Consider the following 19,162-nt stretch of genomic DNA (forward strand, 5'->3'; position numbering starts at 1 on the left):
GCGGCTGAGGCGTTTCAGCGGTCCTGCTGTTCCGGATGCGTCAGGTTGGTGCCGGTCGACGGGTCGAACACGTGCGCCTTGCCCATGTCGATCCGCAGTTCCAGGCTCTGGCCCTCGCGGGCACGGGTGGCGGGATCGAGGCGGGCCACCACCTGCTGGGCGGCACCCGCACCGGTGTCGCTGCGGCCCGAGTCGGTGGCGAGTTCGTCGAGCTCGGCGGTGCGTGCCGGACCGCCCTCCTCGGTGAAGTACACGTACACGTCCGAGCCCAGGGACTCCAGCACCTCGACCGTGACGGTGACGGCGGGTCCCTGCCCGTCGTGGGCCAGGGCCGCGTCCTCGAACGCCTCGGGGCGGAGTCCGACGATGACCTCGCGGGGCGCGTTCTGCCGTTCGAGCGCTTGACGGGTGGCGCCGTCGAGCGGCAGGTCGCCGAGGGCCGAGCGCAGCACGTCCCCCTCCATAGTGGCGTTGAGGAAGTTCATCGCCGGGGAGCCGATGAAGCCCGCGACGAACAGGTTGCGCGGCTGGTCGTACAGCTGGGCGGGCGTGCCGATCTGCTGGACCACGCCGAGCCGCATGACCACGACCCGGTCGCCGAGTGTCATGGCCTCGGTCTGGTCGTGCGTGACGTACACCGTCGTGGTGCCCAGGCGGCGTTGCAGCCGGGAGATCTGGGTGCGCATCTGGACGCGCAGCTTGGCGTCGAGGTTGGACAGCGGCTCGTCCATCAGGAAGACCTTGGGGTCGCGGACGATGGCCCGCCCCATGGCCACACGCTGGCGCTGCCCGCCGGACAGGGCGGCCGGCCTGCGGTCGAGGAAGTCGGTCAGGTCCAGGACGCGGGCGGCTTCCTCGACCTTGTTGTTGATCGTCGCCTTGTCCACCTTGGCCAGCCGCAGCGGGAAGCCCATGTTCTCGCGGACGGTCAGATGCGGGTAGAGGGCGTAGCTCTGGAACACCATGGCCACGTCACGGTCCTTGGGGGACAGATCGTTCACGACCCGGTCGCCGATGCGCAGGGTGCCCGAGGTGATGTCCTCCAGGCCCGCGATCATATTGAGGGTGGTGGACTTTCCGCATCCGGACGGGCCGACGAGGATGACGAACTCGCCGTCGGCGATGGAGAGGTCCACGCCCTCGACAGCGAGCGACCCGTCGGGAAAACGCTTGGTGACGCCCTCGAGGACGATCTCGGCCATGGGTGGTGCCTCCTTGCCTTCATGGCTTCCAGGTGCGGGCTGCGGGGACGGTGTGCCGGACGGGTGGCGGGTGCGCCGGCCGGGTGACGGTCACCCCTTGACCGCTCCGGAGGTCAGTCCGGCGACGATCCGCCGCTGGAAGAACAGAACGAAAACGATGATCGGGATGGTGATCACCATCGCCGCGGCGGCGATCGATCCCGTGGGCTGCTCGAACTGCGAACTGCCGGTGAAGAACGCGATGGCGGCCGGCACGGTGCGTGCCGCCTCCGTGGAGGTCAGCGAGATCGCGAACAGGAAGTCGTTCCAGCAGAAGATGAACACGAGGATGGCCGTGGTGAACACGCCGGGCGCCGCCAGCGGCACGATGACCAGTCGGAACGCCTGCGCAGGAGTGGCCCCGTCGACCTTCGCGGCCTTCTCCAGGTCCCAGGGGATCTCCCGGAAGAACGCCGACAGGGTGTAGATGGCCAGCGGCAGCGAGAACGTCATGTACGGGATGATCAGGCCGATCCAGGTGTCGAAGATGCCCAGGATCCGCTCGATGTTGAACAGCGGGGACACCAGCGAGATCGGCGGGAACATCGCGATCAACAGGGACATGCCGATGAGGAGCCGTTTGCCGGGGAACCTCAGTCTGGCCACCGCGTACGCCGCCATGGTCCCCAGCACGACGGCGATGACCGTGGCGATCAGGGCGATGCCGATCGAGTTGATCAGCGCGCGGGTGAACTCGCTGGTGCGGAAGATGCCCTGGTAGTTCTCCCAGGTCCAGTCCGTCGGGATGTAATTGCCGTCGGTGAGGGTGCTGGGATCCTTGAACGACAGCGCGGCGATCCACCACACCGGGAACAGGGCGTACAGCACCACCACGATGTTCACCACGGTCCATCGGGCGGCGTGGGTCTTGCCGACTGTGGCCATCAGCGTTTCACCTCCGCGCCGGGAGCGGCCGCGCCGAACAGTCTGACGAAGGTGAAGGCGATGATCGCGACGCAGATGAAGATCAGCACCGAGACGGTCGAGCCGATACCCAGGTTCAGCGCGGTGAACAGGTTGTCGTAGCCGAGGATCGACACGGAGCCGGTGTCGTGCGCCCCCGCGGTGAGGATGTAGATGTTGTCGAAGATCCGGAACGCGTCGAGCGTGCGGAACAGGAGGGCCACCAGGATGGCCGGCTTCATCAGGGGCAGCATGACCTTGGTGAACCGCTGCCAGGGGGTGGCCCCGTCGACCATGGCGGCCCGCAGGGTCTCCTCGGGGACCAGTGCGAGACCGGCGAGCAGCAGCAGCGCCATGAAGGGCGTCGTCTTCCACACCTCGGCGAGGATGATCAGCCACAGCGCCGACCAGTGCTCGGTCAGCGGGGCGCTGCCTTCGGGCAACAGGGCTGCCAGGTAGCCGAGTTGAGGGGTCCAGGCGTACTGCCAGGAGAACGCGGCGACCACGGTGACGATGCCGTACGGAATCAGCACGGAGGTGCGGACGAGACCGCGCGCGAAGATCGTCCGGTGCATCACCAGGGCGAGTGCCATACCGAGGACGAGTTCGACGGTCACGGAGACCGCGGTGATGAACACGGTCACCCAGAACGCGTCCCACCAGTACGGGGACGACAGCACGGCCCCGTAGTTGCTCAGCCCGATGAACTTCGCCTGCCCCGGAAACCGCAGGTCGTAGCGCTGCAGTGACAGATAGACGGCGTAGCAGATGGGGTAGGCGGTCACGGCGACCATGACGACGACGGCGGGCGCGCACAGCATCCAGCCGAGCCGCCGCTCCTGGCGGGCTCCGGCCGACAGGGCCGCCGCCCGTTCACGGTCCGTCTGTTCCTCGGCGGGCGGCCGGCTCGCGCCGGACCGAGTCTGCTCACTCATCCGGCACCACTCCGGTGAGGGCGCCGCGGCCGGAGAAGCCGGCCGGCGAAGGGACAGGGCGGGGGCGGTTCACGGGATCACACCCTTGGATTGCAGGGCATCGCTGATCTGGTCGCTCATGGTGTCGACCGCGCTCTCCGGATCGATCCCGGACGGCGGCGAGAGGGTGTGGGAGACCACGATCGACACGTTCTGGTACGCCGGTGTCTGCGGGCGCACACTCGCCGACTCCAGAGCGGCGAGCACCTCACCGGCGAAGGGGTACTCCTTCACGAGCGCGTCGTCGTCGTACAACGCCCGCAGTGTCGGCGGGAGTCCGCCCTCCAGGGCGGCCGTGAGCTGGTTCTCCCGGTTGCGCAGACACAGGGCCGCCTCGAAGGCGAGATCGGGGTTGCGCGAATAGGCGCTCACCGCGAGGTCGATGCCTCCGATCGTCGGCCGCGAAGGCCGGTCGGCGTCGACCCGAGGGTAGGGGGCCCAGCGGAAGCTCTTGAAGAGCTCCGGGTTGTTCGCCTTCATCGACGGATAGACGAACGGGTAGTTGAGCTCGAAGGCCGCCGAACCCGACTCCATGGCCAGGCGGTTCTGGTCCTCCATCTGGTTCGACAGCGACGGGTCACCGGCCGGGGAGCGGGCGAGGTCGCGCATGACGGAGGCGGCGCGCACGGCGGGCGGGCCGAGCGAGGGCTCGGTCGCGCTCGCGTTAAGGATGCTGCCGCCCGCGCTGCTGACGAGGGTGTTGAACCAGACCGTCAGCCCTTCGTACTGGGCGCCCTGGACCTCCACGTAGTGGGGCTTGCCCTCCTTGGCGAGGCGGGCGGCCATTTCCAGCATCTCGGCCCAGGTCTTGGGCGGCTCGGGCACCAAGTCCTCGCGATACCAGAGGAGTTGGGTGTTGGTGTTGTACGGGACGGCGTACAGCCTGTCCTTCCAGGTCGAGGTCTGCAGCGGAACGCGCAGGGTGCCCTCGGTGGCCTGCTGCTTCATCCGGCCCGTCCACTCACGGATCCAGCGGGCCTCGGCGAACTCCGGCGCCCAGGTGACGTCCAGGCCCAGGATGTCCAGCGAGTCGTCCTTGGCGGCCAGCCTGCGGACGAGTTGCTGCCGCTGGCCGTCGGCGGCGCGTGGGAGCTTGTGGTAGACGATCTCGTAGCGGCCTCCGGACGCCTTGCTGCACCGGTCCGCAGCCTTCTGCAACGCGCCCGAGTCGTCGGGGAAGTTGTACCAGTCGATGCTGCGCGGGCCGGACCCCTCGTCGCCACCGCACGAGGAGAGAAAGGACGCCAGCAACGGCAGTACGGCAAGAGCTCGCAGCCGCCGCATCCGCACGTCACGCACCTTCTTCCCGCTCACCCGCCGGCAGCCGCCCCCTGCTCGCGCCCCGGGTTTCCGGGACGGCGTACGGGACTGGGCACGGCGGTGTTCCAGTTCGCACCCACCCTAAGCACTGCAGAACGGAAGGTAAGAGCGCATGGCCGGTGTTTCACACGTACCGCCCAATACGTCACACCGGAAACGCGGTGACACGGTCGCCCCGGAGACACCCGGCCCCGCCCGTCTCGGGTGACATCCAGGTCCGTGGGACGGACGGCGTCGTCGGGAAGGCCGCGCCGTACGCAGTGCGACCGGCCGTTGCCGACCGTACAACTTTTCATGAAATATGTTTCACCCATTCCCGCCAGGGCATCCGGACCACGTGCTTCGGACCGGAGGCATGACCGCGGGACTCCGCGCGTCGGCCCCCGGCACCTTTGCGAGCCGACGCCCGTTGCCTCCCACGGTGGCCCCCGTACGGCACCACCCGACCAGGGAGGCGCACTCCCGTGCGCACCACCGTCACCACGAAGCGCCACCCCCATGACGACGCCCCCGACACCGCCGCGGCCTTCGACCGGCTGCACCAACTGCCCGACGGGCCCGAACGCCAGGAACTGCGAAACGAGCTGGTCAGCGCCTGGCTGCCGATGGCAGAACGCATCGCCATCCGCTTCCGCAACCGCGGCGAGAACCTGGAGGACCTCCACCAGGTCGCCGCGCTCGGCCTCCTCAAGGCCGTCGACCACTACGACCCCGACCGCGGCCGCGCCTTCGAGGTCTACGCGATCCCGACCATCACCGGCGAGCTCAAGCGACACTTCCGCGACCACCTGTGGACCCTCCACGTCCCCCGCCGCGCCCAGGAACTGCGCAACAAGGTCCGCCGGGCCGTCAAGGAACTCACCGCCACCACACCGGGCGGTGTGCCGACCGTGGAAGAGATCGTCCGGCACACCGGCCTCACCGACGACGAGGTCCGCACCGGCCTGGAAGCCCTGGACTGCTTCTCGGCCCTGTCACTGGACGCCGAACTGCCCGGCACCGACGGCTACACCCTCGGCGACGCGGTCGGCGGACCCGACCCGGGCTACGACCAGATCGTGGACCGGGTGGCGGTGAAGCCCTACCTGGACGCCCTCCCGGACCGCGAACGCACCCTGCTCTACCTGCGGTTCTTCCAGGGCATGACACAGAGCTCCATCGCCGAGCGGCTGGGTGTCTCCCAGATGCACGTGTCGCGGCTGCTCAGCAGCTGCTTCGCCCGTCTGCGCGAGGAACTCCTCGCCGACGTCGGCTGAAAGGCGGCCGCACCGTTCGGGGCCGCCATCAAGTGGTAGATGCTTCACACGCGAGCGATGTGTTCGTCCAGGACGGCCCGCAGCCGGTCGATGCCGTCGGCATCGTGCGCACCCCGCTTCGGCAGGACGTCGAGGCACATGATGTTGGGGTCACGGCTGAGCAGAACGAAATGGCCCGTCGTTTCCCGGTAGCCCCGGAAGACCGGCCACTCCTGGACCAACGTGCTGTGGTCGGTACGGCAGGTGATCCCTGCCGAGGAGATCGTGGCGCGGTACTCGCCCTGCCATCCGACCGTCCGCTGGACATGGGCGGCCTGGAGACGGGGGTATCCCCACACGATCAGGACGACCAAGAGGAACAGAACCGTCGACACGGCGTCGACGCTTCCGCGGCCGACGGAGGAGAGCAACCACTGCCCCACCCATAGGGTGAGGAACGCGACTCGCAGGATCAGTCCGGTCCGCTTGATCCGCTCGCGGACCTTCAGACCGACCAGGGTGTCGCCAGGTTGCGGCCGGTAGACCAACTGGACCGCGGCCCGCTCGTCCACGACATCGCCCGAGGTTTCCGCACTTCCGTGGGCTCCTTCAGCGCTGCGGCCCGCGTTCATGCTTCCTCCCCGAGTACGAGAACCAGCGGATCGTATCGCAGTGCGGTGACAGGGCTGCCGCCGCCTTCAGAGGCAGGGAGGAACGGCCGCTGCCTCGGCAGGAAGCGGACGCGGCGCGGTGGCCTTCACATCGTGTTCGCGGCGAACAAGCGCTGCATGGCGGTGCCCGCGTCGGCCAGCGTCAGCGGGACGCCCAGACCGGCACACATGCGGTGGGCGCGCAGAACTGTACTGAGTGTGGCGGGAGTCGGATCCCCGGCGGGAACCTGGACGACGACCTGGCGCGGCCGGTGGGCGTGCACGAGGGCCTCGATCTCCAGGGCGGCCGCCGCGCGGGTGGCGATGTCGAGGCTGTGGCGCAGGGTCACGTGCAGGGTGTCGCCATCGACTCTGTGGCTGGTCAGCATGCGGGCCTCCGCTCGGCCTTGTCCTCACGCCAGGTTCCGGCCCGGGCGGGGGCGGCCCGGGCTGTCCGACCCCTCAGGATGGCAGTCGCGACGTGGTATTGCCGTGTATGACAGGGCCCTTGGCCGGCGTTCGGTGATTGCGGATTCGAAGCCCCGAGTCGTCTCACGGCCGTCACCGTGCCTGTCCTGTCCCCGCTTGTCTCGGTCGGCGAGTGCGGTGACCCGAGTCCGGCGGGTGCAAGTGCGTTGCGTGACAGGTGACTTGCCCTGGGACCCCGCGCGTCGGGCCGGCGCGGCCTGGGGAAGAATAGCCGGATGGCATCCACTTCTTCCGCTTCGCGACTGATCGGCACTGCCGCCGGGGCGCGGCTCCGCCCGTTGGGCCTGCGTCGTCAAGGCCGGTCCCGGACATGGCTGGACGATCAGGGCTGGTGGCTCGGCGTGGTCGACTTCTCGCCCCCGAAATCCGGACAGGGAAGCGGTCTCCAGGTCGGCGTGACGTGGCTGTGGCAGGACATGGGACACTTCGCCTTCAATGTCCAGTCGCTGCCGGTAGCCAGTAAGGACTTCCGCAACGAGGCGCAGTTCGCGTCGGTGGCGGACGATCTCGCGGAACGAGCGGTTGTCAAGACGCAGATGTTCCGGCGCCGGTTCCCGGACCTGGCGGCGACGGCCCGGGACCTCACATCTCAGCGAGTCGACCGAGGTTGGACCTGGGAGGCCTGGGACGCGGGGGTCGCCGCGGCACTCGTCGGTGACGTCTCCGTCGCCCGGGATCGCCTCACCACGGTCCTCGACGAGGAACCGGTCGCGCAGTGGATGAGCGACGCGCAGCAGAGCACGCGGGAGTTGCTGGACCTGGTCGACGACCGGGACGCCGTCCGGTCCTGGGCGGTCGACCGGATCACGTCGTGCAGGGCGCGGCTGGGTATCGCCCCGGCGGTCGGGCTCGACGCGGCCCTCGACGTCAAGATGTCCGTGGACCCGGCGGTCTGACGCCGGCTGTCCCGGGTCTGCGGGCGGCCGGCGGTCTGACCCGGGCCGCCCCAGACCTGCGCGCGGAAGGCGATCTGAAGGGCCCTCCCGAGGCCTGCGGGCGGCGGGCACGGGTCGAGGAGTGTGCTCACGGGCCGGGTGAGCACACCGCTCGACGAGGCCACGACGGCCCCGTGGACTCACCGAGTGGCGTTGACTCCCCCGTCGACAGGGATCACGGCCCCGGTGATGTAGCTGCTGGCGGGGCTCATCAGGAAGACGGCGATGCCCGCCATGTCCGCGGGGCGTCCGATGCGCCGCAGGGGGATCTGTCCGGCGACGGTGTCCGCGCCCAGGCCGAGTATCCCGGCCGTCATCCTCGACTCGAACAGGCCGGGGGCGATGGCGTTGACGAGCACGTCGGGAGCGAGGGTTCCCGCCAGCTGCTGGGTGAGCATGTGTACGGCGGCCTTGCTGGCGCTGTAGGAGAAGTTGTCGAAGCCGGGAGCGGGAGCGCGCAGGCCGTCGATGCTGCCGGTGTTGACGACCCTGGCCGGATCATCGGGCGTCGAGGCCGACTTCAGCAGCGGCAGCAGGGCCTGGGTGAGGGCGAAGACCCCCTTGACGTTCACGGACAGCACCCTGTCCCACGCCGACTCGGGGAACTCCTCGAGAGGAGCGCCCCAGTTGGCGCCGGCGTTGTTGAACAGGGCGTGCACACCGCTCTCGCGTTCACGGACGTACGAGGCCAGAGTCCGCACGCCCTCGGCCGTCGCGAGGTCGGCCGGAACCGCGTGGATGTCACCGAGAGAGCTCAGGTCCTCGACGGCTGACTCCAGGTCGGCTTCCTTGCGGCTGGAGATGAACACCTTGGCGCCGGCTTCGAGAAGCCCTTGGGTGATCATCTTGCCGATGCCTCGGCCACCGCCGGTGACGACGGCGACCTTGCCTGCCAGCAGGGGTGTGGGGGTGCTCATGGGATGCTCCGGAGAGATAGAGGTGGGACGTGGCCGGACAGCGAAGCGAACAGCTGTCCGGCTGAAGTGGCGCTGGGCGCAGGGTGTTTCGCGCAAGCGGGGCGGCGGGCACCTACTCGGCGGCGCCGCGTACAGCCCGGCCACGCCTCGTACAGCCCGGCCGCGCCGGGTACACAGCAGGGCGGCGCCCTCGCTCAGCGGATGCGGCGCCCGGAGAGTGCGCGGCTGATGGCCAGGCGCTGGATCTCGCTGGTGCCCTCGTAGATGGTGAAGATCTTGGCGTCGCGGGCCCAGCGCTCGACCGGGTAGTCACGGGTGTAGCCGTTGCCGCCGAGGATCTGGAGGGCGCGCTCGGTGGAGCGGACGGCGACCTCGCTCGCCTTGAGCTTGGCCATGCTGCCCTCCGCGCGGGTGAACGGCTTGCCACGGGCGAGCATGTGGCTGGCGCTCCAGACGAGGAGGCGGGCCGCGTCGATCTCCATCGCGAGGTCGGCCAGGGTGAACGCGACGGCCTGGTTGTCGATGATGGGCCGGCCGAACTGCTCGCGGACGCCCGCGTACTCCAGGGCGTACTCGAAGGCGGCGCGGGCCACCCCGACGGCCATCGCGCCGATGCCCGGCCGGGTCAGCTCGAAGGTGGACATGGCCGCGGGCACCCGGACACGCAGGCCCTGCCGGGCGGTGGCCAGGCGCTCGTCCAGGGCCTCCTTGCCGCCGAGGACCAGGTCCGCGGGAATGCGTACCTCGTCGAGGACGACCTCGGCGGTGTGGGAGGCGCGCAGCCCGTGCTTGGAGAACTTCTGGCCCTGGCTGAGCCCTCGGGTGCCGGGCGGGATGAGGAACAGGGCGTGGCCCCGGGCGCCGAGTTCGGGGTCGGCGACCGCGTTGACCACGTGGACGCGGGCGATACCGCCGTTGGTGGCCCAGGTCTTGGTGCCCTTGAGGACCCACTCGCCCGCGGCTTCGTCGTAGCGCGCCTGGGTGCGGATGGCCGCGGCGTCGCTGCCCGCGTCGGGCTCACTGGCACACAGTGCGCCCACCGCGAGGTCTCCTGGGGTGCCGAAGAACTCGGGCAGCCAGGTGGCGATCTGCTCCTTGGTCGCGGCGCCGAAGAGGGCCGCGACCGGCAGGAAGGTGCCCAGCACCGCCTGCCCCATGCCGCCGTCGCCCCAGAAGATCTCCTCGGCGACCACCGGTTGGAGAAGCCCGGTCGGGTCGGCCGCCATCTGCAGCGCGAAGTCAGGGGTGTACAGCCCGACCTTCGCGGCTTCCTCGATCACGTCCCAGGGCATCTCCTCGCGCTCGTCGTACTCCGCGGCCACGGGGCGCACGTACTTCTCGGCGAAACCGTGGGCCCACTGGCGTGCCTCGGCGATCTCGGGCGGCAGCCCGAACAGGGCTGGGGTCGTCTCTACGGTGGTCACAGCGGGTCTCCCGGGAAGGTGTGGTGGGGGCGGGCGGATCAGCGGCCGGTGAAGACGGCGGGGCGGCGTTCGACGAACGACGTCACTCCCTCGGTGCCGTCGGCGGTGGCGATGAGCCGGGCGATGTCGGGACGCAGGTGGGCGATGGCCGCGGCGTCGCCCTCCTCCCGCGCCCGGTGTGCGGAGGCGAGCGCGGTGCGTACACCGAGGGGCGCGGACCGCTCACTGATGGCGCGCGCGATCTCCTTGGCCCGGTGGAGCGCTGACGCGCCGTCGGGAAGCACCTCCTGGACCAGGCCGATGCGGTGCGCCTCCGCGGCGTCGAACTCCTCGCCGGTCAGGATCCAGCGCATGGCGTCGCCCCAGCCGCTTTCGCGGGGGAAACGGAAGGTGGCTCCTCCGAAGGGGTAGATGCCACGGCGGATCTCGAACTGGCTGAAGCGTGCGTCCTGGGCGGCCACACGGATGTCCGCGGCCAGCAGGAGTTCGATGCCCAGGGTCATCACCCAGCCCTGCGCGGCGGCGACTACGGGCTTGGACCAGGTGCCGTCCAGCCGCCACGGGTCACGTCCTCCCTCGGGTGCGGCGAAGTCACCCGAAGCGAGCTCGGCGCCGACATCGAGCATGTCCAGCCCGCCGGTGAAGTGGTCGCCGTGGGCGAACAGCACCCCGCACCACAGCTCGTCGTCCGACTCCAGCAGGCCGTAGGCGGACGCCAGCTCACTGATCATCTGCCGGGTGAACGCGTTGCGCTTGGCCGGACGGTTCAGGCCCATCAGCAGCACATGCCCGTCCCGTTCGACGGTGACGGCGGGCGCGTCCGCGGACGTGGACGCAGACGGAGATGCAGACGGAGATGCAGACGGAGAGTTCATCTCGCCTCCTTAGTTTCATGATGAGACTCAGGGGACATTAGTGGGGGCATCCAAGCGAGGACAAGTGAGTCTCATGATGAAACTAACGTGGTGTACGTCATGTGGGGCACGGCAGTCGACGCGATGACCGCCCCTCGCCCGATCGCCCGCAGGCCGCCCTGAGCCACGACGATGACCGGTATGTGCGGCGACGAAGCGCCGAGGTCAGGTCACTCGGACAGTCCTCAGGGACGCAACGGCAGGCCTGGCCCGGGGCCTACGGGTCACGCACCACGACCCGTCCCCCACCCCTCAGGAAGCCGCCGAATCGTCGGCGAACCGCGCCCGCACAACCGGGTTGTCGAGGAGACGCTCCGGGTAACCGGGGCCGGTACGCACGGCCACGTCCTCGTGACGAAGCGGCTCACCGCAGGAGGAACACACGACCCGCGCCTGGGTGTCATGGCCGCACGTGGTGTGCCGCACCTTCACCGGAACGCCCTCGTCGCCGGCCAGCCATCGGTCACCCCACGCGTTGATCGCGCTCAGCACACCGAAGAAGTCGCGGCCCTTGCCCGTCAGCAGGTACTCATGACGGACGGGTTCGGTCTGGTAGACGGACCGCTCGAGCATGCCCATCGCTTCCAGACGCCGAAGGCGGTCGGTGAGCGTGTTCCGGGCGATGCCGAGTGAGTCGATGAAGCCGTCGAAGCGGGACTCGCCGTAGAAGACCTCGCGCAGCACGAGCAGTGTCCAGCCGTCACCGAGGATGTCCACGGTACGGGCGATGGAGCAGGGCCAGCCGTCGAACGAGGTCCGTCTCATACCGTCGACCATATCAGTCTCATCTTGCGACGCACTTCGCTGACCAGCACCGCAGCCCGGATGACCGGCATCGCAGGCCAGGGTGACACCCCGCCCCTCGGCGCCGACAGCATCCTTCGAACCCTTACCGGGCAACTCGTACCAAGTCAATGAGAGATTAAGGCGATATCAGGGTCCGAAATCCCTCGGAGGCCGGTGACGCGACAGCCACCGCACCGACAGCGCACTGAACTGGGTCGAAGGCAACACCATCGTGGATTACCAAGAGCCGCGCTTCACACGTAATCGATTCCGCTCTCAGGGGAATTCCGGGACCGATCCACGGCTGAACCGAGCCGGAACCAGCCATCGAGCAACGCCTCGGGCAAGGCCGAACGTCGGCGACGCATCCGCGGGCGGGCGCCCGGTCCTCTCTCGCGTCAGCCACCTCCACCCTGGCCAGAGCCTGGTCGGCGCGGTCCGCCACTCTCACGCAGCGAACGACTCCCCCTCCACGGCACCCCGGTCGAACTGCGATCCCGCACGGCCGACCCCACCCGTTCCCGCCATGGGGCCAGGGGAGCAAGGTGGCGTCAACAAGGGTCTGCGATGGCTGACTTGATGCCATAGTGTCCCGGCATCCCAGCACGGTCCCTCGTGATCCTCCTGGCGATGTCTCATAGCCAGGCGCCCTCAGCCATCGCGGGAGTGCACATGCCCCAGCACCATGAGACACACCCTTGGACGCACGCGATGTCCACCACCTCCGACGCCGATCTGGTGGCCGGACTCTCGTTACGCGGCTCGGCCGCCTTCGAGGCCTTGCAGGTGCTCCGCGCCCGTCATCTGCCGACGCTCCTCGAGTACGCCCGGCTGTGCGTACCGGAGGAGCGCTTCGCGGCTCAGCTCTGTCACCAGACACTGTCGACCGCCGTCCGGGTCGCCGCGGCGGGCCGCGTCCGGCCGAGAGCGGTGCGGCACAGCCTCCTGCTCCTGATGCGACGGCACGCGGTCGAGTGGGCCGACGACGACCGCCGGCAGCGCCTGGAACCGGAGTTCGTCCACTGGCTCCTCGAAGCCGGTGAACATGAGATACGGCACGAATTCGTACCCAACCAGCTCACGCACGCCTTCTGGCGGCTGCCCCAGCACGAGCAGGAGATCCTCTGGTACACCGAGATCGAACCAGGCGGGAGGGAGCTCGCGGCGATCTGCGCCGGTGTCGAGGCCGCCGAGTTGGCGTACCACCGCGATCACGCGCTCACCACTCTGCTCCGCGACTATCTGGACACCTACCGCACCAGTTGCGACGGGCCGGAGTGCAGGGGTTACCTGCGCATCCTGGACGCGCGGGCACGCAGCTCGCCACCTGCGGCCCTGAGCTCGGAATTCGACGCCCATCTCGCCGCCTGTGTGCGGTGTGAGCATGCTCTGTTCGAACTGCGCACGCTGTACACGGCTCCCCGGGTCGCCCTGGTACCGGCCCTGGTCGGCTACTCCTGTCTGGCGTACGCCGAGCGAGCCACACCGGTGCCCCGGCCGGCAGTCGTACGGGAAGCCGCTCACCGTCACTCCGCGCCGTCTCGGCCGGCCACGACGCTGCACATGGCTCTCGCCGTCCTCGTCGCGGCGGTCGTGGTGGGCCTGGTTCTCGGTATGCGCGCCTCCGTGTGAGCCTTGCGGCGCGGGCGCACCGGCCGGGCCGCCCGCGCAAGCCCTTGTGCCCCTCCGGGGCTGAGCACGCCGTCGGCAAAAGACCGCTGCTCAGGACGGTGAACCGCGCTTCGCGCGAGGCCGGACGGCGGCTTCGCGGCGGACTCGTGCGCGTCGTCGACCTCCCTCGTGATCGGGCTCGGCTGGAACCGTAGCGTAATCGATTCCGCAAGGGGAGGTGAGCTCTCACACCTTGCTGCCGCGGCCGATGAATTCGCAGGTCAGAAGAGGTTCTCTCACGCTGAGTAATGTCACGCGGTGATCACGAAGGGGTTCTGACTTCGGCGAGTGTCGAGGAAGCTGTTGACTTCTGTGTGATTTTGCAGTCAGGTTTGCGCACCGCTTCGTCGGAGCGGGCCCCATTTCGCAAGGAGGAACCTCATGGCGATGCGTGATCACACTTCGCTGGCCAGACGCTGCGTCTACGGCGGAGTGGCCCTGGCCCTCACCGCGGTGACCGCGTGCGGTGCGGGTGGCGGCGACGCAGGAGACAGCGGCGCGGCCGGTGCGTCCTGCGAGCCCGCCTCGGGCAAGGTCGCGCTGGACTACTGGTCCTGGGTGCCGGGCATGCAGAACGCTGTCGACGTGTGGAACAAGCAGAACCCGGACATCCAGGTCAAGCTCAAGACGACGCCCTCGGGCAACGCGGGCACCTACCAGAACCTCTCCAACGCCCTCAAGGCCGGAAAGGCCCCGGACCTCGGCCAGATCGAGTACGACTCCCTGGCCAGCTTCCGGCTCAAGGAGGGACTGAAGGACATATCGGCCTGCCCCGGGGTGGGCGCCGCGGGCGACAAGTTCGTCGACTGGACCTGGTCGCAGGTGCAGTTCGGGGCCGACGGCAAGGACGGCGTCTGGGCGGTTCCCCAGGACACCGGCCCCATGGCGCTGTTCTACCGCAAGGACGTGTACGACAAGCTCGGCCTGAAGGCGCCCACCACGTGGGAGGAGTACGCCGAGCAGGCCCGCACGCTGAAGAAGGCCGGCAGGTACATCACCCACTTCTCCCAGACGGACCCCAACTGGTTCACCGGACTGCTGTGGCAGAACAAGGCCACCATGTTCGAGCGCGAGGGCGACGCGTGGAAGGTCACCGTCGACCGCGCCGAGAGCCGCGAAGTCGCCGACTACTGGCAGAAGATGATCGACGACAAGCTCGTCGCCACCGACCTCCAGGGCTTCTCCCCCGCGCTGTACAAGGCCTGGAACTCGGGCGAGGTCGTCACCTGGATCAGCGCCGCGTGGGGCTACGGCACCATCCGCGACAACGCCAAGTCGACCAGCGGCAAGTGGGCGGTCGCCCCGATGCCGCAGTGGAAGGCCGGGGACAGCCAGGCGGGCAACTGGGGCGGGTCCACGACCGCGGTGCTGGGCGACACCGAACACCCGGCGGAGGCGTCGAAGTTCGCGCTCTGGCTCAACACGGACCCCACGGCGCTGGAGATTCTCAACCGCGAAGGCGGCCTCTACCCGGCCGCGGAGGCGGGCCTCCAACTGCCCGCGCTGAAGCAGCCCGTCGACTTCTACGGCAAGCAGAAGATCTTCGATGTCTTCGCCGAGGCCTCCGCGAATGTGGACACCGACTTCACCTGGGGCCCGACCATGACGGACACCTACCGCTACCTCAGCGACGGCACGGCGGGCGTCATCGCCGGCAAGAGCACCCTCGGTGACGTCCTGAAGGACACCGGCAGCCAGAGCGCCGACTCCCTGCGCAAGCAGGCACTCGACGTGACCGGCGGCTGACCGGTCCCCTCCCGCCACTCCCTGCCGCGACGCGGCAGGGAGTGCGAACGCAAAGGCTTCCCGTGACTCCCACCACCGTGCCGGCCGCGGCGCCCAGACGTCGGCGCCGTACCCTCGCCCCCTACGCCTTCCTCACGCCGTTCCTGATTCCGTTCTTCCTGTTCACCCTCGTGCCGGTCGGCTACGCGTTCTGGCAGAGCCTGCACAGGACCGAGCGGACCGGCGGCACCTTCGGCCGCACCGAGTCGGTCTTCGCCGGACCGAGCCAGTACGCCCAGGTTCTCAAGGAGCCCTACTTCACCGAGAGCGTGCTGCGCGTCCTCGCCTTCGCCCTCGTCCAGATCCCCGTCATGCTGGCCCTCGCCCTGGTGCTCGCCCTGCTGCTCGACTCGGCGGTCGCCCGTGCCAAGCGCTTCTTCCGCCTGGTCTACTTCGTCCCGTACGGCATCCCGGGCGTCGTCGCCGCGCTGATGTGGGCCTTCCTCTACGATCCCCGGCTGTCGCCCGTCGTGGACATGCTCAGGTCGCTGGGCGCCGAGGTCGACCTGCTCGGTCCCGACGCGATCCTGTGGTCCATCGGCAACGTCGTGACCTGGACGTACACCGGCTACAACATGCTCATCCTCTACGCCGCGCTCCAGGCCGTACCGACCGACATCGCCGAGGCGGCCAGGGTGGACGGGGCCGGCGGCTGGACCATCGCCACGCGCATCAAGATCCCCATCATCCGCCCCGCGCTGACCCTCACCGCGGTGTTCTCCATCATCGGCACCTTCCAGCTGTTCACCGAGCCGCAGGTCTTCCGCGCGATCTCCACGAGTGTGACCAGCACCTACACGCCCAACCTCGCCGCCTACTCGCTCGCCTCCGGCGACAGTTACAGCGAGGCGGCGGCACTGTCGGTCATCCTCGCCGTGGTGACGTTCACGCTGTCGTTCGCATTCCTGCGGTTCACTTCCAGGAGGCAGGGATGAGTCTGCTCACCCGCACCGAAGGTGCCCACGCCACGCTCAGCCGACCGCCCCGCCGGCGGAACTCGCCCGTGCCGGCCGTGGCCGCGACGGCGTTCCTGATCGTCGTCGCCGTCTACATGCTGCTGCCGGTCTACTGGCTGCTCGTCTCCTCGACCAAGAGCCAGAGCGACCTCGTCACCACACCCGGCTTCCTGCCGGCCGACTGGCACTTCGGCGACAATCTGTCCGCTCTGTTCAGCCACCAGGACGGCGTCTTCACCCGGTGGCTGCTCAACAGCCTCCTCTACGCGGGTGCGGGAGCGGCCGTCGCCACACTCCTGGCCGCCGCCGCCGGATACGCCCTGGCCAAGTACTCCTTCCGCGGGCGCGAGGCGGTGTTCTCCGTCGTCCTCGGCGGTGTCCTCGTCCCCGCCACCGCGCTGGCGCTGCCGCTGTTCCTTCTCTTCGCGGAGGCCGACGCCACCAACACCTTCTGGTCGGTGTTCCTGCCCAGCGTCGTCAGCCCGTTCGGCGTCTATCTCTCCCGCATCTTCGCCGCCGCGTCCGTGCCCGACGAGGTGATGGAGGCCGCCCGCATGGACGGGGCCGGTGAGTTCCTCATCTTCCGCAGCATCGCGCTGCGCCTGATGTCGCCCGCCCTGGTGACCGTGTTCCTGTTCCAGTTCGTCGTCATCTGGAACAACTTCCTGCTGCCGCTGGTGATGCTGCAGGACGACCGTCTCTACCCGGTCACCCTCGGCCTGTTCACCTGGCAGTCACAGACCAGCCGCCTTCCCGAACTACAGACCCTCACCATCGTGGGCGCACTGATATCCGTCGTGCCCATCGTGCTGACCTTCCTCCTTCTGCAGCGCTACTGGCGCGCCGGACTCGCCGCTGGAGCCGTGAAATCGTGAACCCCTCCCTCGCCGACGTGACCCGACGACTGGGCGGGATCGCCTACGGCGGCGACTACAACCCGGAGCAGTGGCCGCGGGAGGTCTGGCACGAGGACATGCGCCTCATGCGCGAAGCGGGCGTCAACCTGGTGACCGTCGGTGTGTTCTCCTGGTCCCGCATCCAGCCGCGGCCCGGCGCGTACGACTGGCGGCTGCTGGACGAGGTCCTCGGCCTGCTGCACGAGCACGGCATCGCCGTCGACCTCGCCACTCCCACCGCCGCCCCTCCCCCCTGGTTCACCCGGCAGCACCCCGACGCCCGGCCCGTCACCGCCTCGGGCAGCCGACTGGCGCACGGCAGCCGTCAGGTCTTCTGCCCCAGCAGTCCGGCCTACGCGCAGGCCGCCGACGACCTGGTCACCGCACTGGCGGCCCGCTACGCCAGCCACCCCGCGCTGGCCATGTGGCACGTCCACAACGAGTGGGGCAACCACAACGCCCTGTGTTACTGCGACACCAGTGCCGCCGCCTTCCGTACCTGGCTCCAGGAGCGCTACAAGACCCTGGAGGCGCTCAACGAGGCCTGGGGAACGGACTTCTGGAGCCAGCGCTACGGCGACTGGGAGGAGATCGACCCGCCGCGCGACACCACCGCGTTCCGCAACCCCGGCCAGGAGCTCGACTACCGCCGCTTCTCCTCCGACGCGCTGCTCGCCCGGCATGCCGAGGAGTCCGCCATCCTGCGCCGGCTCGCCCCTCAGGTGCCTCTCACCACCAATGTGATGGGCACGCTGGAGAAGAAGATCGACGGATACGCCTTCGCGGCCACCTGCGATGTCGTCTCCGTGGACCACTATCTCCCGGCGGCCGACCCGGACGCGCACATCGACCTGGCGCTCAACGCCGACCTCGCCCGCGGCATGGCCGCGGGCCGCCCCTGGCTCCTCATGGAACACTCGACGTCCGCCGTCAACTGGCAGGGCGTCAACGTCGCCAAACGGCCGGGCGAGACACGGCGCAACAGCCTGACCCACCTCGCCCGCGGCGCGGACGGCCTGATGTTCTTCCAGTGGCGGCAGTCCCGCGCCGGAGCGGAGAAGTGGCACTCCGCGATGCTCCCGCACGCGGGCACCGACGGCCGCGTCTGGAAGGAGGTCAAGGCACTGGGAACCGAACTGGCCGCCCTGCGCGAGGTGACCGGCACTCGGGTGCGCGGTGACGTGGCGATCCTGTTCGACTGGCACAGCTGGTGGGCCCTGGAACTGGCGGCCCGGCCGTCGGACACCCTGTCCTACCTGGACGCCGTCCGGGACTGGTACGAGGCGCTGTGGCGTCTGAACATCACCTGCGACCTCGTCCCGCCCGGCGCCGACCTCTCCGGCTACCGGGCCGTCCTCGCGCCCAGCCTCTACCTGCTGTCCGACGGTGACGCCGAGAACCTCACCCGGTACGTCGACCAGGGCGGTCATCTCGCGGTGGGCTGCTTCAGCGGAGTCGTCGACGAGTACGACCGGGTGCACCTGGGCGGTTATCCGGGCGCGCTGCGCGACGTACTCGGCCTCGTAGTGGACGAGTACCTGCCCCTGCGCTCCGGTGAGGCCGCCCGGCTCGAGGACGGGTCGTACGCCCGGCACTGGGCGGAGCGCGTCGAACCCCGCGGCTGCACGCCCGAGTTCCGCTTCTCGGACACGCCCGACGGCGGCCCGGCCCGGGGCGGCCCCGCCGTCACCCGGCACACCTACGGCCGCGGCACCGCCTGGTACGCGGCCTGCCGCCTGCCGATGAACACGCTGGGCAAACTGCTCCGCACCCTGTGCGCGGAGGCCGGGGCGACCCCGGTCGTCGACGCTCCGCCCGGTCTGGAAGCGGTCCGGCGTAGCGGAGAACCGCACGACTACCTCTTCCTGATCAACCACACCGAGGAAGCGATCCGCCTCCCCGTCACCGGTCTCGCTCTCGTCGGCGCCCACGTCACCGACGGACAGGCCGCTGTGCCGCCCGGAGGTGTGGTGGTGATCCGTGAGGAACTCGCGTCCACCCCGGCGGACCCGCGCCCCGGCACCCGGCACAGCCCTCAAGGAGCGTCCACGTGACGACCCCGCCGA

The 19,162-nt window shown here is 69.3% G+C and carries 17 protein-coding genes; 7 read left to right on the forward strand and 10 right to left on the reverse strand.

Translation table 11 applies throughout. The annotated features are described in order from the left end of the window. Positions 1 to 14: 14 nt before the first annotated feature. The 4 genes from ACZ6SQ_RS14625 to ACZ6SQ_RS14640 form a co-directional block, all read right to left on the reverse strand. Positions 15 to 1,202, reverse strand: coding sequence for an ABC transporter ATP-binding protein (locus ACZ6SQ_RS14625; protein ID WP_469561052.1), 1,188 nt, complete (start codon positions 1,200 to 1,202; stop codon positions 15 to 17). 90 nt (positions 1,203 to 1,292) lie between these two features. Beyond that, positions 1,293 to 2,126 carry a carbohydrate ABC transporter permease gene (locus tag ACZ6SQ_RS14630; protein ID WP_469561055.1) on the reverse strand — a complete coding sequence of 278 codons (834 nt, stop codon included), beginning with the start codon at positions 2,124 to 2,126 and terminating at the stop codon, positions 1,293 to 1,295. Further along, entirely contained in the window at positions 2,126 to 2,965 is an 840-nt protein-coding gene (locus tag ACZ6SQ_RS14635; protein ID WP_469561652.1) for a carbohydrate ABC transporter permease, read from the reverse strand. The genes ACZ6SQ_RS14630 and ACZ6SQ_RS14635 overlap by 1 nt, the downstream gene beginning before the upstream one ends. Positions 2,966 to 3,148: 183 nt before the next feature. Continuing rightward, a complete protein-coding gene (locus tag ACZ6SQ_RS14640) occupies positions 3,149 to 4,432 on the reverse strand; it encodes an ABC transporter substrate-binding protein (RefSeq protein WP_469561058.1) in 1,284 nt (427 codons plus the stop codon). A 470-nt stretch (positions 4,433 to 4,902) separates the two neighbouring features. Between ACZ6SQ_RS14640 and ACZ6SQ_RS14645 the strand changes: the two genes are divergently transcribed. After that, complete coding sequence (locus ACZ6SQ_RS14645) at positions 4,903 to 5,694, forward strand: SigB/SigF/SigG family RNA polymerase sigma factor (RefSeq protein ID WP_469561061.1); 792 nt, start codon at positions 4,903 to 4,905, stop codon at positions 5,692 to 5,694. A 44-nt stretch (positions 5,695 to 5,738) separates the two neighbouring features. Here the strand turns inward: ACZ6SQ_RS14645 and ACZ6SQ_RS14650 are convergent, their stop codons facing one another. Both ACZ6SQ_RS14650 and ACZ6SQ_RS14655 read right to left on the reverse strand, forming a co-directional pair. Continuing rightward, entirely contained in the window at positions 5,739 to 6,305 is a 567-nt protein-coding gene (locus tag ACZ6SQ_RS14650) for a YcxB family protein (protein ID WP_469561063.1), read from the reverse strand. Positions 6,306 to 6,430: 125 nt separating this feature from the next. Continuing rightward, positions 6,431 to 6,712 carry a hypothetical protein gene (locus tag ACZ6SQ_RS14655; protein WP_469561066.1) on the reverse strand — a complete coding sequence of 94 codons (282 nt, stop codon included), beginning with the start codon at positions 6,710 to 6,712 and terminating at the stop codon, positions 6,431 to 6,433. A 315-nt stretch (positions 6,713 to 7,027) separates the two neighbouring features. Here ACZ6SQ_RS14655 and ACZ6SQ_RS14660 point away from each other — a divergent pair, with 315 nt between their 5' ends. Then, positions 7,028 to 7,708, forward strand: coding sequence for a hypothetical protein (locus ACZ6SQ_RS14660; protein ID WP_469561070.1), 681 nt, complete (start codon positions 7,028 to 7,030; stop codon positions 7,706 to 7,708). Positions 7,709 to 7,887: 179 nt separating this feature from the next. Here the strand turns inward: ACZ6SQ_RS14660 and ACZ6SQ_RS14665 are convergent, their stop codons facing one another. From ACZ6SQ_RS14665 to ACZ6SQ_RS14680, 4 genes are all read right to left on the reverse strand, one after another. After that, positions 7,888 to 8,664 (reverse strand): SDR family oxidoreductase, encoded by a 777-nt coding sequence (locus tag ACZ6SQ_RS14665; RefSeq protein ID WP_469561073.1) that lies wholly within the window; start codon positions 8,662 to 8,664, stop codon positions 7,888 to 7,890. A 194-nt stretch (positions 8,665 to 8,858) separates the two neighbouring features. Beyond that, a complete protein-coding gene (locus tag ACZ6SQ_RS14670) occupies positions 8,859 to 10,088 on the reverse strand; it encodes an acyl-CoA dehydrogenase family protein (RefSeq protein WP_469561074.1) in 1,230 nt (409 codons plus the stop codon). Positions 10,089 to 10,126: 38 nt separating this feature from the next. Further along, positions 10,127 to 10,963: a crotonase/enoyl-CoA hydratase family protein gene (locus tag ACZ6SQ_RS14675; protein WP_469561076.1), complete on the reverse strand. Its 837-nt coding sequence runs from the start codon at positions 10,961 to 10,963 to the stop codon at positions 10,127 to 10,129. Positions 10,964 to 11,254: 291 nt separating this feature from the next. Beyond that, positions 11,255 to 11,767, reverse strand: a complete 513-nt coding sequence (locus ACZ6SQ_RS14680; RefSeq protein ID WP_469561080.1) for a winged helix-turn-helix transcriptional regulator — start codon at positions 11,765 to 11,767, stop codon at positions 11,255 to 11,257. A gap of 732 nt (positions 11,768 to 12,499) precedes the next feature. Between ACZ6SQ_RS14680 and ACZ6SQ_RS14685 the strand changes: the two genes are divergently transcribed. The 5 genes from ACZ6SQ_RS14685 (at position 12,500) to ACZ6SQ_RS14705 (ending at position 19,150) form a co-directional block, all read left to right on the forward strand. Next, positions 12,500 to 13,420 (forward strand): hypothetical protein, encoded by a 921-nt coding sequence (locus tag ACZ6SQ_RS14685; protein ID WP_469561083.1) that lies wholly within the window; start codon positions 12,500 to 12,502, stop codon positions 13,418 to 13,420. Positions 13,421 to 13,840: 420 nt separating this feature from the next. Further along, positions 13,841 to 15,205, forward strand: coding sequence for an ABC transporter substrate-binding protein (locus ACZ6SQ_RS14690; RefSeq protein ID WP_469561085.1), 1,365 nt, complete (start codon positions 13,841 to 13,843; stop codon positions 15,203 to 15,205). 62 nt (positions 15,206 to 15,267) lie between these two features. Then, positions 15,268 to 16,179 (forward strand): carbohydrate ABC transporter permease, encoded by a 912-nt coding sequence (locus ACZ6SQ_RS14695; RefSeq protein WP_469561087.1) that lies wholly within the window; start codon positions 15,268 to 15,270, stop codon positions 16,177 to 16,179. Further along, complete coding sequence (locus tag ACZ6SQ_RS14700) at positions 16,176 to 17,075, forward strand: carbohydrate ABC transporter permease (protein ID WP_469561089.1); 900 nt, start codon at positions 16,176 to 16,178, stop codon at positions 17,073 to 17,075. The genes ACZ6SQ_RS14695 and ACZ6SQ_RS14700 overlap by 4 nt, the downstream gene beginning before the upstream one ends. Continuing rightward, positions 17,069 to 19,150, forward strand: a complete 2,082-nt coding sequence (locus ACZ6SQ_RS14705) for a beta-galactosidase (RefSeq protein WP_469561655.1) — start codon at positions 17,069 to 17,071, stop codon at positions 19,148 to 19,150. The genes ACZ6SQ_RS14700 and ACZ6SQ_RS14705 overlap by 7 nt, the downstream gene beginning before the upstream one ends. Positions 19,151 to 19,162: the final 12 nt, after the last annotated feature.

It is taken from the genome of Streptomyces sp. NPDC048600 (assembly GCF_055587025.1).

Excerpts from the sequence above, each read along its gene's own strand:
- ACZ6SQ_RS14625 (WP_469561052.1), bottom strand. The coding sequence starts at position 1,202 with ATGGCCGAGATCGTCCTCGAGGGCGTCACCAAGCGTTTTCCCGACGGG.
- ACZ6SQ_RS14630 (WP_469561055.1), bottom strand. The coding sequence starts at position 2,126 with ATGGCCACAGTCGGCAAGACCCACGCCGCCCGATGGACCGTGGTGAAC.
- ACZ6SQ_RS14635 (WP_469561652.1), bottom strand. The coding sequence starts at position 2,965 with ATGCTGTGCGCGCCCGCCGTCGTCGTCATGGTCGCCGTGACCGCCTAC.
- ACZ6SQ_RS14650 (WP_469561063.1), bottom strand. The coding sequence starts at position 6,305 with ATGAACGCGGGCCGCAGCGCTGAAGGAGCCCACGGAAGTGCGGAAACC.
- ACZ6SQ_RS14655 (WP_469561066.1), bottom strand. The coding sequence starts at position 6,712 with ATGCTGACCAGCCACAGAGTCGATGGCGACACCCTGCACGTGACCCTG.
- ACZ6SQ_RS14660 (WP_469561070.1), top strand. The coding sequence starts at position 7,028 with ATGGCATCCACTTCTTCCGCTTCGCGACTGATCGGCACTGCCGCCGGG.
- ACZ6SQ_RS14665 (WP_469561073.1), bottom strand. The coding sequence starts at position 8,664 with ATGAGCACCCCCACACCCCTGCTGGCAGGCAAGGTCGCCGTCGTCACC.
- ACZ6SQ_RS14675 (WP_469561076.1), bottom strand. The coding sequence starts at position 10,963 with ATGAACTCTCCGTCTGCATCTCCGTCTGCATCTCCGTCTGCGTCCACG.
- ACZ6SQ_RS14680 (WP_469561080.1), bottom strand. The coding sequence starts at position 11,767 with ATGAGACGGACCTCGTTCGACGGCTGGCCCTGCTCCATCGCCCGTACC.
- ACZ6SQ_RS14685 (WP_469561083.1), top strand. The coding sequence starts at position 12,500 with ATGTCCACCACCTCCGACGCCGATCTGGTGGCCGGACTCTCGTTACGC.
- ACZ6SQ_RS14690 (WP_469561085.1), top strand. The coding sequence starts at position 13,841 with ATGGCGATGCGTGATCACACTTCGCTGGCCAGACGCTGCGTCTACGGC.
- ACZ6SQ_RS14700 (WP_469561089.1), top strand. The coding sequence starts at position 16,176 with ATGAGTCTGCTCACCCGCACCGAAGGTGCCCACGCCACGCTCAGCCGA.